The sequence below is a fragment of the Exiguobacterium sp. s102 genome, assembly GCF_018618635.1.
Lineage (GTDB): Bacteria > Bacillota > Bacilli > Exiguobacteriales > Exiguobacteriaceae > Exiguobacterium_A > Exiguobacterium_A oxidotolerans.
The window spans coordinates 1-16,288 of the sequence record NZ_JACSML010000001.1 but is presented as its reverse complement, the minus strand read 5'-3'; the positions used below and the strand labels follow the sequence as shown (position 1 = coordinate 16,288).

Genomic DNA, 16,288 nt, shown 5'->3' with positions numbered 1-16,288 from the left:
TGAGTTCTCATTTATATCGGTTCAGCATGAGCGCTCTTACAGTCGAGTATACAAAAAATAACTCCCTTTTTGTCAAAAACGGAAAAAAATGAAAAAAAGAGCCTGATTGACAGACTCTTTAAACGATTGACGGACCTTCTAAAAGCTTATTTATCCCTTACTCGTCGTTGGTATTATTAACGGGTGTTCCGAATTTTAAAAAAATTGCCCGAAAAACGCATTGCTTCTCGTGACTCCTACGGGAAAAGCGCGTTTCGCGCTGTCAGAGGCAGGCGAGACCCTGCTCCTTGTTCGTCAGAGTCAAGGAGCAACGGCTTGCGCCTCGCCCGAGGAAAGCACGAGAAGAAACATGCGTTTACATTAGCTATAAACTACAACTGTCTATACGCTAAAAAGGCTGCTTACAGACTCTCACGTATCTTTATAACGATGCTTGTCCAGAGACGACATACGTTTTCTTTTTCGCATTGTAATCGAGTATGACGAGTTTTTTTGTTTTCGTTGCCGTCGGGAAGACGTACGTTTTCGATTTTGCTTTAATCGCAAGACCCAACTCAAGTTCTTGTTTTGTTTGAACAGATGTTAAATCAATCGTATCAAGACCCGTCCATTCCCCAAGACCTTTCCCCGATAAAAGCGCATCGAGTTGTTTTTCTGTCATCCCCGTTTTGATTTTCGCACCCTTCGCGAGCTTCATCTTGCTTTCCCGTGCACCTGACGTCGTCGTCCCGCGGTACAAATCAAGCGATTTTGTCGTCAGCCGGTAGACGGAATCATTTTTCTTCGTCATGAACATCAACGTCGTTATCGCGGATGGGAAGTCTGCTTTTCTATCGTAGATGCTGTAGAGCGTCGTCTTTTGTCCTTGTGACGTGCTCGTCGCCTCTGCCTTTTGTTTCAAGACCGTCGAACTGCCCTTTTTCGTCAATTGCTTTTTGTAGTCTTTCCCGTAAATGACCTTTGCTGCCTGGGCAATCGTCATCCCCGGCGTCAATGCATTGTACTGCGTCGTCGCCTTCGTTTCCGTTGTCGTTGCCGCTTCGGCTGTTCCGGCAATCAATGTCGAACCGGCGATCAATGTGGCGAGTGTCAGTTTAGCAAATGTTGTTTTCATGAATCTGTCCCACTTTCTGTTTAAGTTATTTTCATTTGATGTAGCGTACGGCTTTATCGGCGTCAAGTCGTCCGTATCCGTACGCTTTGTCATAACCGGTCTTCCCGAGGTCCTGGGCTGATTTTTTTAGAATCGACTCGACTTCGGTTGCTTTGAGCGTCGGTTTCAGGCTGTAGAGGAGACTTGCGACACCGGCGACATGCGGTGCTGCCATCGACGTCCCGCTCCAAAAGGCCGATTCGCCGTCACTGAGGTAACTCGGAATGTCTTGCCCCGGTGCGACGAGGTCAAGTCCGTCGCCATAATTCGAGAATGTCGACCGGCGATCAAACCGATTCGTCGAACCGACCGACAAGGCATACTTCGACCGTGCCGGATATGACAAACGGCTCGTCCCGTCATTTCCCGTCGCGACGACGACGAGGACACCTTGTTTCTTCGCATAGGCGAGAGCATCTTCAATCGCGAGTGACGAGAAACCGCCACCGAGACTCATGTTGATGACTTTGGCTTTTTTCTTGACGGCATAAATGATGCCTTTCGCGATGTTCGAGTTCGAGCCTGTATTGTTCGCTGCGATGACTTTAATCGGAATGATTGATGCCTTGGCGTTGATGCCCGACATCCCGTACGTATTGTTACTGTTCGCTGCAATGATCGCTGCGACATGCGTGCCGTGACCATGGTCGTCGATCGCAAGCTGCCGTTTATGGACAAAGTCATAACCGAGATCCATCCGAACCCGTCCTGCGAAATCGGCATAGGTCGGATTGATACCTGTATCGATGACGGCGACGCGTGTCGTCGTTTGTTTTTTTCCGGCAATCCGTCGTTTCATCGCCTCAAAGTTGATGTCGGCTCCCTTGACGCCGCCGCGTTGCCCAGTATTGTTCAGCGACCACTGGTATTTCTTGAACGGATCCACTCCGAGTCCCTGCATCTGTCCGTCAAGTTCGACGTAGGTGACGTCCGCTGACTTCGCAAGTTTCGCCTTCGCAGCAAGCGCTTGATAGACGGACGAATACGTGAACTTCTCCATCTTTAGTCCTGCATCAATCGTCTCACTGGCAATTGCCTTCGTATTACGCGACAACTGCGCATGGTCACTATCCGTCGTGCGCATCTTGACGATCAAGCTCGTCGATTGTCCCGTCGCTTTTTTCTTCGCGACCACATCACGCATCGGTTGCAAGCGTTCGAGTTTGAACGGGACCGTGAACGACGTATTTTTTCGTCCATTGATTTCGACGTATTGTCGTCCTTTCCAACTCAGTGGGAAGAATAACGATTCACCGCTCACTGCGTCATAGCGTTCATAAACCAGTTGCTTCAAGTAATCACTTTGCGTTTCGTAGACCGTGACGTCTTCTGTATCGTCCGCTGCGAATTTAATATGTGTTCCTTCATTAACATAGTTCGCTGAGTCGAAATAAAACAACGCTTTTCCGTTTTGGTCGAACGTTCCTTTCAAGTACCCTTTATGCGTTTTCGCACCCGGCGTCGGCATTTTTTTCGCGCCCGTGCCCGCCGCTTCTGTATGTACCGGTAGTCCACTTGCAAGCAGTCCGACAATCGTAAGACCGAGTAACCATTTTTGCATCTCTTCACTCCTTCATTTAGGATCTCCTTCACGTATAATTATAATGGAAAATTTTATAAAATCTATTTATTTTTCTAGCTTATTCTCGCTTTTATTTACATCCATTTGAATATCATTTTTAAATGACTTCATAATAAAAGTCCACCACTCGTAAAAGTGATGGACCATGACTTACTTGACTGTGACCGTGAACGTTTTGACGACTTGGTAGTTACCTGCCGTCGTGTAGGTGACACGGATTGTCGTCTTGCCTGTTTTAATCGCCCGGACATTCCCGCGTGAAGAAACTTGCGAGACTTTTTTATTCGCTGACGTGTATTGAACAGATTTTATTTGATCTGTCGCCGACGCCATCAGGATGCGTGTCGTCTGGTTTTTCTTTAATGTTGCTTTCGTCGCTTTAAGCGTGACGCTGTTTGCTTTCGTTTCGATTGGCAGTGTCGTCGTCAGGACGAAGCCGTCCGTCAACGTGACGTTTGCTGTGACCGTCGTCTTGCCCGTTGCTTTTCCTGTCAGACGTCCTTTGCTGTCGACTGTTGCTTTTGACGTATCGGCTACTTGATAGCTAGTCGATGCGACAGGTGCTGATGCATGGTTAAGCGTCGTCTTCAAGTTGACGGCCTTTCCTTGATAAACATCCGTTTTTGCGATTGTCGCACTCGGTGCCGTTTGTGTTTGCGGAACGAAGACACCGACGTATCCATCGACTTCTGCCGTCTTGATGCCTTTGACCGGAACCGTCAAGATACCATTTTTATCTGTGACGAGTTTCGTCTTGCTGACGCCACTTGCATCAACGAAGACTTGGTTCGCGTGGACTTTCCCCATGTCGACGTTGACCGTCGTGTTGAGGGTCGATTTTTTCCCGATGATCGTCGCGACACCGGTATTGCGGTCTTTTCCGAGACGGACGCTCGAGATGAGGTGCTTCCCGGCATATTTCGATGTGTTCGCCGTATGGTACGCGACTTTTTGTGCGCCGTAAGCATACTGTTTACGGACCTTCAACAAGTTCGTGATTTCATCATAGTACGGTGTCTTCTTCGTCATGTACGAAGCATCCGTCTGGTACAGGTCACCGTAATAGACCGTCGGCACCGTATCTTTATTCGTTAAGAGATACGCATATTGGGCCACGACGTTGTTGACCGAATATTTTTTCGTCGGGCTGGCAAGCTCCGCATTGTAGATCGCAAGCGCTTGTTGCTCTGTTTCTTTATCATACATTTTCTCGAACGATTTCGGTTCTTCACCCTTCGCATACTGAACCCCTGTTTTGATGCCGTACAGGTCGAGCATGATTTGGTTGACCCGGTTTTTCTCTTGGTCATGGTTATTGACGAACGACCAGTTCGCTTGTGCGTTTTTCGTTCCGTCGCCTTCACGGTTGACGGTCGATACTTTCGCAAGATCACTCAACCAACGTGTTGATGTCGCTTTTCCGAGGGCATTCCGAAGTGTGAAGTATAAATCTGCATCCATGACGAGCTGTTCATTGTTGTTCGCTTTCATGTAGGCGTTTTGCGCTTCTTTGTAGCTTTCGATGTAGCTGAGGTGCTCATTTGCACCGAAGTGGGCTTTCGCTACTTCTGCCTCTGCCTTCAAGATTGCCGTATCGTAGTGCGACGCGGCATCAATCCGGAATCCGTCGAATTTATACGTTTCGAGCATCCACTTCATCCAGTTCTTTTGTTCCTTGATGACTTCCGGGTTCGAGTTCGCGAGGTCGACACCAAGCAAGAACTCATCGTTGTTTTCGATTGTTTTATTGTACGGCTGGAGGGGATTACCGGACGCGTCGACGAACAAGAATTGGTCTTCGATGTCGATGCCCGAGTTATCGTTTTGGTACGACCGTTCCTCTGTCCCGTATCCGTACGTCGCCTGCGTCTTCATGTAGTCTTCCGTCAGCTTGGCAATTGTTCCGTTATCCTTCGAACTCAAGATTGCTTCTTTTGTCGCAAAACCATGTTCCTTCATATAGTCGAGGTAACCAGGATCTTTCGCGTATTGCGACAACATCGGTTTCCAGTTTTCCGGTGAGACTTCATACCAGCCGTCCGCTGCGAGATACGTATCGATGACGTTCAAGTTTTGTGTTTTCGCTGCCTCAAGCAACCACTCCGGAAGATAGTTTTTCGCATCGTCTTTGCCAAAGTAACGGTACGGTTTTCCGTCCTTGTCGGTCATGACGCGACCTGTGCCCTGGCCTTGGAGTGATGTTCCGTTCAGATAGGATTTGTTCCATTCTTTGATATATCCGTACTTCGCTTGTCCCATCCCGCCACCTTTTGTATAGGCAAGGTATGGTGTCGCGAGCGTTTTTGTCGTCTCTCCACCTGTATAAGGATTCGTAAACGGCTCGCCCGAGGTGTTCGCACGGCGAACGTAGACCGCTTCCCGCTGGTTCAGTCCGAGCATTTGGTTCGGGACGAGGTCCATCTGTACTTTGATGTTGTCGTCATGCAGCATGTCGACCATCATTTCGAGTTGACTTGCTTTTCCATATTTTGTTGCGACCGCGCCGTTCGGTCCTTGCGGGAATTCGCCGAAGTCATACCGATCGGAAATCGCATAGCCTTCCATGTAACGTGCCATGTCGAATGAGCGATAGGCTGGCGGCATCCAGACATCGGTCACGCCCCATGAGTTCAACAACTCACCTTTTTTCGCAAGTGTCCGGTACATGTTGCTGTCATACGGTTGGTACAGACTGAAGCTTTGGAAAATGACATGATTGTCGAGTTTTTCGCCTGATGTATAAGCATTTACTTGTTGCGGTGCAAGACCAAGTCCACTCGTCGCGACGACCGTCGCGAGTAAACCGGCTGAAACTTTTGTTGTTTTGTTCATCTGATGGATTCCTCTTTCTTTAACTGTATGTATTTTGTTTATTTTTTACTTAAATTTCTAATTCCATAAAATAACTTACCACCTTAATCAAATTAAGCATAGCTTCATTTTCGTAAAAAAAGTCAATAGATTGCCTAAAATGCAATCGATTGCATGAAACAGTCAAAAAGAACCCTCAATCCATTTCTGAATTGAGGGTTCTTGTCGTGATTAGTTTAATCCGAGAAGAACTGCTTTCTCGTAACCACCAGTCAAGACAGAGTTGTCATACGACTGAAGATCTTTGTTGACTGTGATGACGTTCGACAATGTTTTGATCGTCCCTGCTGGAACTTTGATTTTCACGATGTCGAGTCCGTTTGATACGTTGTTATCCGAGTCAGCAAGCGAGATGCTCGTGCCGACCGGAAGGGCTTTTCCATTGAAGATGTATTGCGCCGTGCTCGTCGCATCATACATACCTGCGTACTGGACGCCTTCAGAGAACTTGATGCGGATGACGTCTTTTTCATCCTTCGCGTTCGCTGTCACTTTTTCGATTTCGAATGGTGAAGCGACCGGTGTGACAGGTGTTTTCATGAGTTTGAAGTCATGTGTCGCTGTCGCAACTGTGTTACCGACATCATCTGAAAGTGATTTGACGACGACTTTCCAGTCTTCGCCGTACCCTTTCATGTCGACGAGAGACTGGAGACTCTCGTTCGCTTTAACACGGAAGTTCTTATCTGTTGTATCTGTATATCCGACAACCGAACCGTCGACTGTGACGATTTTGCCGTCTTTGTTTTTCCCGATAAATTCAACCGTCGTCTTCGGCGGGTTGACTAAGCCGTCAGCATTTTTGAGTGGTGTATCTGCTTGATCTTTCCCAAGCAATTTCACCGGCTCACTCATCATGACGTGGAAGTCTGTTGACATCATCACACGATCGATTGCTGTGATTTCAGCACTCTTCACATCCGGTGTGTTGAGTGGCGATCCGTCATAGTTCAAGTCGAGTGCAAGCGCATCGTTTTTCTCACCGTTCGCTTCTGCCTGGATCGCACCTTTTTCGAGCGTGATTTTGAACTTATCGTTGTAGTAGTTCTCTTTCGTATTGACGGTATCGTAGATGACTGTCCAGTCTTGTTTCATCTCGACAACCGCTTCGCCAGTCATTGCATCATACGATGTCACTTCAGCATATTCGCTGATGTCTTCGTATTTTTTAGATGTTGAGTTGTAGCGTTCGAGCTTCATTTTCGAACCATACAGAGCCTTGATGTCTGCTTTTTTCAGGTTTTTGCTGAACATGATGCGGAACTGCTCAGGCGACTCGACGACGACGCCAGCTGTCGGTTTGACTGTATCTGCTGCGACTGTGAAGTCGAGGTTTTGTGTCGTACCGATGTTCATTTCATCCGAACGCGCTGCGAAGTCCATCGTATCCCATACTTGAAGTGAATGTTTGCCGGCTGCGAAGTAGCCTTCTTTCACTCCTGGGTAGTTGTCGTTCAACATGATTTTGACTGTATCGCGACGATCGACACCCATTTTGTTATCGAAGCCGTAAGGAATGACAGTGAAGTACTTACCACCATACTGGCCATCGATTTTAAAGTTCGCTGTATCGATTGCTTCAGAGAATTTCACTTCGAGTTGGTTCAAGCCAATTGCTTTGACAGACGTTACTTCAGCAGGACGTGCATCCGTTAACTTGAAGCTTGCTTTTGATTTCACTTCTGTATCCGTGTTACTCGTGATTTTCGCTACCACTTTAACAACTGCGTTGTCCTGGAGTGGTGTTTCTTTATCAAGAATCAATTCGAACGCTTTTGGATTCGAAGGAATCGCTTTGACGCCGATGACATTTTTCATACCATCGAATTGTTCGATTTGAATGTTGTCGTTCGCCATATACTCTTCTTCATGAAGCGAAGGACGGACTTTATCGAGTCCGAACGATTTGAGGAGTAACTCACGCGAGACGGCTTTATCAAGGAAGATCGTGATGCGATCTGCTTGATTCGATTCCGCTGCGAGCATGTTGATCATTTCGATCGGAGCCGGCGTGACGGCAATCGTGCTGAACTTGACTTTCGCTTCACCAGAAATCTTACCGATGAGGTTTTTGTAGTCGCCGTTCGCTGTTTCGATGATTTCCGCGCTGATCATCGCATCGAGGTCCGTGTTGCTGAACTCAGATGTGAGGATGACCGTTGCTTTCCCGTCCTGGATCGTCACACGTTCTTTTGAAAGTGCACCGAATGACGTCGATAATTTAAGAACGATGTCGTCTGCGTTCATGTCGACTTCACCTGTCGCTTTGTTCTTGAGCAAGAACGTCACTTCCGTGTTGTCGCCACCGTTCGCAACGATTGTCGATGCTTTTGGTGAGACTTCAAGCATCCAGATGTTTTCAACACCTTGTGTCATGAAGCTCATTGAACCGAGGTCACGCGCAACGCCACCGATCATGATGTTTTTCGCATCGACCGTGTAGTCTTTATCATACTCAAGACCTGATACTTCAAGAACCGCTGATTTCTTGTCAGCACTGAGTGTCGCTGAAGTAACCGTTCCACCTGCGATTTTGAAGTTGTCGGCTGAGACACCATCAACGGCACGTGAGAAGGAGACTTCGACTTTTTCTTTGCCCATTGCTTTAGCAGATGTCAACATCGTCTTCGCGACTGTGAATTCCATTGCCGGAGACTTCACATCACCGACTTTAACGACATAACTGTGTGTCCCTTCAGGAATACCCGATTGGGAAGCCATGAATTTACCGTCTTTGAGCATCCCTTTCGCGACGATCGGTGTCGCTGACATGTCTTTACCAGGGTAAATCATGAGTTCTGCCATCGCGTCAGCTGAAGCATACATGACGTCCGCTTTAACAGAAAGTGTCTGATCATCAACGCTACCCATGACGTTCGAGATGTCGGCCGCTTTGACTTCATACTTGATTGAACCGGTTACGACTGAGTTTGCCCCTTTGTACGTATAGGCGATTTTATAGTTACCCGGTTTAGAAGTATCCGGTGTTTTGATGTTGAATTTACTGATTGGACGCTTGACGATGATTCCTGATTTGTAGCGGATGCTGATCGTGCTCGGAAGCACGACTTTTTCGCCGACAGCGACTGGTGCGAGTTCTGGTTCGAGGACGTCGACTGGATAGTTTTGAAGTTCGACTTTGAGGATGGCTTTTTTCGTCGTTCCGGCGACTTTACCGTAGAGGACTTGATATTTGTTGATGTATTTTTTCTCGAACTTGATCGAACCGCTCCATTTGACAGAGCGCATTTCGTATTTACCGTTTGAAAGTTTGACTTTGACTTTCGTCGGTAAGACTAATTTCTTAGTCGCATACTTCGAACCACCTGCATGCTTCATCAAGATGGGAGAGATGTATTTAACAGAGACCTTTGAAGCTGCGTCAGCAGCAACCGGTGCGACGACAGATGCCGTGACTGCGAGGGCAGCGGCAGCAGCGTACAATTTGTTCGATTTTTTCGTGTGAGCCATTTTTACGATTCCTCCTCTTATCTTTCAATACCAAATGTGACAACCCCAACTAGATAACCTACATTTTAAGTAAAATATTTCAATATATTTACTTAAAAACACGCAGTAATTCTCTATTCTTCTTTGGAGGAGTACGTTCTGTTTCACACGTCGATCTTCGCCTAACGTCGAGGCGATCGTCAGTGATTCATATGTATCCAGTTCGGGATGAACAAGAGAAAACTGTTGAAATTGCTTTATTCAAGCAATTCCCCGTGCTGTAGATCCGTGCTCCTTCTCACTGCTTAATATACGTGAGTAAGTAAGCTACAGGTCAAATATACAAAACTCAGAATCAGAGGACAATAGGTTTTATGTAAAAAAAAGGGGAATAGTAGTAACATGATAAATATATTAATAGGTTGTATATGGAAATTAAAAATCTGAACTCCCCTAAATTTGAAAACGCTTACAAAATTAAAAAACAACACTCTCCCTGGTCAAATAATTAGCGAGGGTCACAGACGAAGATGAACCTTTAAACGTAGCCACGCTCAAGCTGGTTTTCAGAGCACGAGCGTGACCGGCTTTTGTCTCAATCTCGTCCGTACTACATCCGCTTCCGGTTTCTGACGTCCATCGCCTCCAAAAAATCTTTTCGATCGAACTGATGTCGCGAATCCGCCATGACTTCAATCCGTTCACCGACTCGTCGGAGCTGAATCGGTAAGCCACGCCCGATCCAGTTCAGTTGCCGCTGCAACAAATGACGCGCCCGCTTCGTTTTTCGTTCCGCTTCGACGAACTGACGGATGTATTGCAAGACATACCCGAACCCGAACTCGATCGGAATCCGGAGCTCGACGCCGTCGTCCGTCACCCGAATCAACCCCGCGCCGTAATGAATCGCCCGCGACCACTCCTCGTCGACATGCTGCTCCCACCCGTTCATCAACGGTACGGTCTCAAGCTTTCCTTTAGGTCCACTCGGTTGCACCGTGAAATACTCAATTTTCATCATCCGTCTCCTCCACAAAAAAATAGGATGAACCCACTGATGGATTCACCCTATATAACAGGTCAGTTAGATGGATTGTTCGAAAATGTGTGGTGCGGTCGCCCGATGCCCTCATACTGGACGCCACCCGGTGCCTCGAGATGTTGCCAGCAGTTCCGTCCGTCAATCAAACGCGGCGTCTGCATGTGTTCCTGCAAGAGTTGCGGTGAGACGTACTTGATGTCATCCCATTCCGTCATGATGACGGCGACGTCCGCTCCCGCCACTGCTTCAGCCATCGTCGTTTTTTGGTCGAGCAGGGTCTTCGCTGCCGGGTCATAGCCTGTCACCTTCACCCCAAGCTGTTGCAGGCGTTCGGCCAATCGTAACGCCGGTGCATCCCGTAAATCATCCGTGCCCGGTTTAAAGGCAAGTCCGAGCAGGGCGACATGCATGCCACGTTCGGGACGAATCTTTTCGAGCACGTATGCGAGCTGGGCTTCATTCGTCCGGTCCGCTGCTTCGATGACGTGAAGGTGCGTATCATGTGTGCGTGCAAGTGTCGTCAAGGCTTTGATGTCTTTCGGGAAACAGGATCCGCCGTAGCCAGCCCCTGCCCGGAGAAAGGCGGGACCAATCCGTGGATCAAGACCAATCCCGTGGGCGATGTCGTCGACGTTCGCCCCGACCTGGTCGGCAAGCCGGGCGATTTCATTGATGAAGCTGATTTTGACGGCCAGGAAACTATTCGCCGCGTACTTCGTCAATTCGGCTGTCGTCGGATCGACATGGACGACCGGTGCGTCCGTCGTCTTGAGTAATTCCTCGAGCCGGGGCGCAAGTAGCGCGTCACGCGTCCCGATGACAATCCGGCTCGGTTGACGCATATCGGCGAGTGCCGTTCCTTCCCGCAAAAATTCCGGGACCATCGCGAAGCGGAGGGACGGATGCTCCGCACTTAACCGCTCCGTCGTCCCCGGAGGAACGGTCGATTTCAAGACGACCGATGCGCCGGGACTAATCGATTCAATCAACCGGACGACGGCTTCGACGGCTGAAAGATCGCAACTGCCATCCGCCCGTTCCGGAGTACCGACGGCGACGAGGTAGAGGTCCGAGACGGGGTACTCCGTCGTGAAGGTCAATCGACTTTGATTTTTTTCGAGTGCCTCGTCTATCCCTTGCTCCGTAATCGGCGCGATACCTCGTCTAAGCTGTTCCATCCGTTCTGTATTCAAATCGACACATGTCACTTCATGTCCCGCGTCCGCTAGTCCAATCGCTGTCACAAGACCGACATAACCGGTCCCAATCACCGTTAGATGCATGCAATCACTTCCTTCGTTAGTTTCTCTGTCTTCACTATACGGGAGGACGAAAGATTTGTGCATCGAAAAAGCTTTTCGAATACGCTATACTAGTCATGGGAATGGGAGGAATGTCCGTGGCGATTATCATCTTTTGCCTCGTCTGTCTCTTCGCATATCGTATCCGGAAGCTTCCTGAAGCGATCCGGACGATCTTACTCATCCTCGGGTTATTCAGTGGATGGTTCGCGCTGTTTGAGATCATCAGTTATCTAGAAGCCAATCCGTATCTAGCCGCGATTCCGATCACACTCGGACTCGGGTATTGGTACTGGCGCCGTAAGAAAAAACAAAACACAGCGACACCGCCATCGTCTTCATGATGGACTAGCCTGCCGGCAAAGCTCACAAGCTCGTGAACTTTGTCTTTTTTTCGTCAAAAAAAAGACTACCTCATGTGTAGAAGGTAGTCTTTCCTGCTTATAAACCGTTCGCTTTATGCTCGAGTGCGGCGATTTTTTCGTCAACATCCAGCAATTTCAGTTCATGTTCAAGCTCAAGGCGACGTTTTTTACGTTTGAGCTGACTGATTTGTTCAGCAATTGATTCAGCCGTCGCTTCCTGTTTTGGTGGCACCGACTCGCTTTGCGTCTGATCCATCGATTGACGGAGTGGGTCGAACAAGTTCGATTTAGCAAACTTCGCCGCTTCCGGACCAAACATGTCATTGATGATCGGGAGGATTTTATTCATCGCCGTCCCCGGGATTTGTGACTTTTCATCGACCAGTCGTTTCAGCGCCAGTTCATCGACCAAGTAACCTTTTCCATCCTGTTCCGCATGCAGTTCGCCTGTCCGGATCCAGCGACGGACCGTCTCTTCCGATACACGTAACAATTCACTGATTTGTTTCGTCGTTAACATCGTCATCCCTCTTTCTGTTCATTTGATACTACAACTATACACACGTGTGTGCGTGTGTGTCAACCGATACACACATGAAAAAGCCTTCCGAACATAATCGTTCAGAAGGCCTTCATTTTATCCGTTTCGGCGTAAGAGGAACCACAGTCCGACAACTGCAAGTCCGGCACCTGTCGCAGCAAACGGGAATGGTGTTTCTTCCCCTGCTTGCGGCAACGTTCCAGACATTTTGGTCGAACGGGTCACGTCCGGCGTCTGCTCCGTTTTCGCTTTGACCGGCGTCGGTTTCGCTTGTTCGACCGGTTCAGCACGGACGACTTCAGCCGCCAAGAAAAAGCCGAGCGTGTCTTCCGTCATCGTAAAGGTGGCTTCGACCGGCTTTCGTTTGAACAACTTCATGAATTCCTCGAGCTCCGGGAATTCTTCGTCGAGTTCTTCGCCCTGATCTTCAGCCATCGCTTTCATGTCCGCTTTCGTGATGGCACCTGAAAAATCTTCGAAGTCAAGCAACGCATCTAAATCCAAATGATGCATCGCTTTTACAAGATACCCTGATTTCACTTCTGTTTTAACCGAGTACGTCCCCGGTTCGAGTTCAATCATCATCGCTTCATTCGCACCGACTGTTTCTTTGTAGACATCTTCTCCGGTAATCGTGTCCGTCACCGTATACGTCGCAGGCACGCCTGTTTCTGTATAGCCCGGTCGTTGATTCGCATCCGCGTCAAAGAAGTTTGTGACGAGCAAGAGGTTTGAGAAGTCTTCCTCTTCCTCACCGCCATACAGTCCTGCATCAATCTCTGCCGTTTGACCGGCTTTCAGCCTTAAATAAAGGTAACCGTCCTCTTCATCTAAATCCGAATCGATCAATCGGTCGTCACCGACGTTTTGAGGCGAGTTGTAGTAATACCCCATGTCGAATCCGTCCATCTCGACGTCGTACTCACCCGGCTTCAGGTTCGAGAACGTGTAGCGGCCTTCCTTCGTATACACTTCGTCGACGACATCTTCATCATGATTCAACAGCAATACAGGAATATCATCGAGTAACAACTCGCCACTTTGACGAATCCCGTCCATGTTCTCGTCATACCAGACGGTTCCACTGATTGTTCCCGTTGTTGCTTTGACAGGCTTTTCTTTTGTCGGTTCTTCTTTAGTCGGCTCTTCTTTTGTTGGCTCTTCTGTTACTGGTTCCTCAGTCGCCGGCTCTTTCGTCGCAGGATCGACTTGTGGTTCTTCTGTTGTCGGTTCTTCCGTTACCGGCTCCTCCGTCGTCGGTTCTTCTGCTGCCGGCTCTTCTGTCACGACACGTCCGAACTCGACGAGAATGTTCTTCGATTGATCGACCGCAACGATATTGATCGTCGGTGCCGTTTCAGCCGTGAACGTCACGACCGGTGTTTTCGCGATATCGATGTTTTTCCCCGTCACTTCGCCTTCGAAGACGAGCATCGTTTCTGATTCGAGATCGACGAGTCCTTCCCCTGTAAAGGTCAGGGTGTACGGATTCGTCCCCGTTCCCGTGACATCCCAACTCACCGGTGCTGCTTGTACCGGAAGAATGACACTAAAGCTCAGTACCAGTGCAATAAGATACATGCTAAGTTTTCGCATTATGTAAGTATTCGCTCCATTCTAAAAATATGTTCTGCCTAAATTTTAAACAATACAGGAAAAATAAACCACCTAAAACTTTAAATTGCATTATCTTTTTTTCAAAAAAAGAGACTGCCCCTTCCCTTCAGGAAGAAAGCAGCCGTTCACTCGACTTTTAGACGAGTCGCTCGCAAGCTGTCGCGCACGCTTCACACGCTTCAGCACATTTTTGACAATGGTCATGATCATGTCCGGCACATTCTTTCGCACACGCACGACAAATCTCGATACAGGCTTTCGCGAGTACAGATACGTTCGAGCTGTTTCGAGCAATCGCTTGACTGAGCAGACCACATATATCGGCACAATCCCGATCGAGTCGGATACAGCCCGTCATATGCGCGACGTGTTCCTCATTCAAACAGGCATCGAAGCACGCGTTGCAGGCAATGATGCAAGCATTCAGTTCTGTTAAGACAGCTTGATGGTTTTCAGACATCATCCAAGTCCTCCCTATACGTATAGTAGGTACTACTCTTATTTAGTTTCCCTATCATCTTCATTACAAACATCAAAAAAGAAGCATGCGAGAACCGGGGAATCCAAGTGGCTCTCGTATGCTTCTCATTTGGTTTAACGGACGATTTCGAGCGGAATCTCAATGCCACGTCCGGCTCCCGCATCAATAATCAACACAGGGAGTCGCTCTTCATTAAAGATGTCCTCTTCAATCGTCGTATCTGCCGTATAGGTCCGAACTTCGCCCATCTTCTTCGCTTCGAACGAGACGAACGGGAACGGAATCGATTGATTGGCGACATCGAGTCGGATGTCGACTTGTTGATCGTCAAGACGAATGTCATTCGCCGTTCGAATCGTCAAGCGCATCCGGTCCTTTTCCGTCAAGGAGACTTGAGCGGAAATGTTTTCCGTTTGTCCGGCACGTTTGACAGGATCAATGAAGACCGTCGGGGAAGCCGTCTTCACCACGTCAGCACGCTGACAACCCGGAATGATGAGTAAGGATATGGCAAGGGGGATCAACCAGCGTTTCATCAGCAGGTCACTTAATCGCGAAAGTTAGTTCAGCAGTACAGGCGACTTCCCCATCGACCGTAGCTGTAGCACGCCCTTTACCGATCGGTCCACGCAGTTTCGTCAATTCGACTTCCAGTCGGAGCTGATCACCGGGTACGACTTGACGTTTGAAACGGCAATTTTCAATACCTGCGAAAAATGCGAGTTTCCCTTGGTTTTGTTCCATTTTCAGTACAGCGAATGCACCGACTTGCGCTAATGCCTCAACGATCAGTACGCCAGGCATGACGTTGTAATCCGGAAAATGGCCATTGAAGAATTCTTCATTCGCCGTGACGTTCTTGATGCCGACCGCTCGTTCACCTTCCTCGACTTCAAGAATCCGGTCAACGAGTAAAAACGGGTAACGGTGCGGAATCACTTCTTTTATCTGTTCAATCGTATACATATCTACAGCTCCAATCACTGATTAATCTAAGATTTCATCCAAAAATCGGTGATGCGGGTCCACGTATCGAGCTTCAATACATCCATCGCTTCGCCACCACCAAACGTCGCGTAACCAACCATCGCGCCTACGACGAGTGCAATCGCGACGAGAACCAATACGATCAATAGTCGTACAAGAATCGGTACTCGACGAGAAGAATACTCACGAAGACGTTTACGCTGCTTCTGCTCCGGGTTTTCTTGATGTTCCTGATTCGGCTCTTTTTGATGCCGTTTCAGACGTTCACGTGTCGGTTGACCCGTTCCTGCTTGGTTTTGTACCATCTTGATCACCTTTCATTGAGTCAGTCTAAAGAACAGTATAGCACATTAGTACCTGGTATTAAATAGTTCCGATTTAGCTACAAGTTTGCTCTTTTTCCAAGTGTAACATGAGGAATCAAACAACATATAAAAAAATTTCGCATTGTGTATATAAGGAAAGAAAAAACACTTCCCCATATTTTTCGATATTCTTTCACAAATTTTAAATCCAATTCATATCCTTGCGCGTAAGCTACACAGAACGGCAAACAGAACGACTACTGAAACGCATCATAATTACGTTTTAAGATTTTTTCAACTTTTTAAAACTTTTTTAAATCCAAATGCCTCACTCCTTCGTAGGCTTTTCAGAAGGATGAAACAGAAACTACCAAAACTACTAAAAATTGAGAGGAATGATTACAGATGAAACATACTAAAAAATTCGCAGCATCAGCAATGGCAGCAGCACTCGTATTACCAGGAACGGCGGCATTCGCATCAGGCGGCGCATCGGACGACACGATGATGCATGAGGACAAAGCAAAAAACGTCACGGTCAAAACGAAAGCAGCAGATCTTCGTGCGACACTCGACCAATTGCTTTCTGAGCA

Annotated in this window: 13 protein-coding genes and 1 pseudogene; 2 read left to right on the top strand and 12 right to left on the bottom strand. The window is 48.0% G+C overall.

The window, feature by feature from the left end; translation table 11 throughout:
* Positions 1–421: 421 nt before the first annotated feature.
* From KNQ02_RS00070 to KNQ02_RS00045, 6 genes are all read right to left on the bottom strand, one after another.
* Positions 422–1,114 (bottom strand): hypothetical protein, encoded by a 693-nt coding sequence (locus KNQ02_RS00070; protein WP_214807084.1) that lies wholly within the window; start codon positions 1,112–1,114, stop codon positions 422–424.
* Positions 1,115–1,145: 31 nt separating this feature from the next.
* Positions 1,146–2,714, bottom strand: coding sequence for a S8 family peptidase (locus tag KNQ02_RS00065; protein WP_214807083.1), 1,569 nt, complete (start codon positions 2,712–2,714; stop codon positions 1,146–1,148).
* A gap of 171 nt (positions 2,715–2,885) precedes the next feature.
* A complete protein-coding gene (locus tag KNQ02_RS00060) occupies positions 2,886–5,567 on the bottom strand; it encodes a glycoside hydrolase family 70 protein (RefSeq protein ID WP_214807082.1) in 2,682 nt (893 codons plus the stop codon).
* A gap of 210 nt (positions 5,568–5,777) precedes the next feature.
* Positions 5,778–9,077, bottom strand: coding sequence for a hypothetical protein (locus KNQ02_RS00055; protein WP_214807080.1), 3,300 nt, complete (start codon positions 9,075–9,077; stop codon positions 5,778–5,780).
* 589 nt (positions 9,078–9,666) lie between these two features.
* Positions 9,667–10,077, bottom strand: coding sequence for a hypothetical protein (locus KNQ02_RS00050; protein ID WP_251135006.1), 411 nt, complete (start codon positions 10,075–10,077; stop codon positions 9,667–9,669).
* Positions 10,078–10,136: 59 nt separating this feature from the next.
* The gene (locus KNQ02_RS00045; protein WP_214807078.1) at positions 10,137–11,381 is read right to left on the bottom strand and encodes a UDP-glucose dehydrogenase family protein; all 1,245 of its coding nucleotides are present in this window, start codon (positions 11,379–11,381) and stop codon (positions 10,137–10,139) included.
* A gap of 110 nt (positions 11,382–11,491) precedes the next feature.
* On the opposite strand from KNQ02_RS00045, the gene KNQ02_RS00040 reads away from it, so the two are divergent.
* On the top strand, positions 11,492–11,743 hold the full coding sequence (locus KNQ02_RS00040) for a hypothetical protein (protein WP_251132259.1): 252 nt from the start codon (positions 11,492–11,494) through the stop codon (positions 11,741–11,743).
* Between the two features lie 97 nt (positions 11,744–11,840).
* Here the strand turns inward: KNQ02_RS00040 and KNQ02_RS00035 are convergent, their stop codons facing one another.
* From KNQ02_RS00035 to KNQ02_RS00010, 6 genes are all read right to left on the bottom strand, one after another.
* Positions 11,841–12,284 (bottom strand): helix-turn-helix domain-containing protein, encoded by a 444-nt coding sequence (locus KNQ02_RS00035; protein ID WP_088837940.1) that lies wholly within the window; start codon positions 12,282–12,284, stop codon positions 11,841–11,843.
* 117 nt (positions 12,285–12,401) lie between these two features.
* On the bottom strand, positions 12,402–13,901 hold the full coding sequence (locus tag KNQ02_RS00030) for an SdrD B-like domain-containing protein (protein WP_214807077.1): 1,500 nt from the start codon (positions 13,899–13,901) through the stop codon (positions 12,402–12,404).
* 157 nt (positions 13,902–14,058) lie between these two features.
* Positions 14,059–14,385 carry a four-helix bundle copper-binding protein gene (locus KNQ02_RS00025; protein WP_214807076.1) on the bottom strand — a complete coding sequence of 109 codons (327 nt, stop codon included), beginning with the start codon at positions 14,383–14,385 and terminating at the stop codon, positions 14,059–14,061.
* 131 nt (positions 14,386–14,516) lie between these two features.
* Positions 14,517–14,939, bottom strand: coding sequence for a hypothetical protein (locus tag KNQ02_RS00020; RefSeq protein WP_214766941.1), 423 nt, complete (start codon positions 14,937–14,939; stop codon positions 14,517–14,519).
* 7 nt (positions 14,940–14,946) lie between these two features.
* Complete coding sequence (gene fabZ / locus KNQ02_RS00015) at positions 14,947–15,369, bottom strand: 3-hydroxyacyl-ACP dehydratase FabZ (RefSeq protein WP_088837944.1); 423 nt, start codon at positions 15,367–15,369, stop codon at positions 14,947–14,949.
* Between the two features lie 26 nt (positions 15,370–15,395).
* The gene (locus tag KNQ02_RS00010; protein WP_214807075.1) at positions 15,396–15,695 is read right to left on the bottom strand and encodes a DNA-directed RNA polymerase subunit beta; all 300 of its coding nucleotides are present in this window, start codon (positions 15,693–15,695) and stop codon (positions 15,396–15,398) included.
* A 405-nt stretch (positions 15,696–16,100) separates the two neighbouring features.
* Here KNQ02_RS00010 and KNQ02_RS00005 point away from each other — a divergent pair.
* Positions 16,101–16,288 (top strand): annotated as a pseudogene (locus tag KNQ02_RS00005) (copper amine oxidase); the annotation flags it as partial.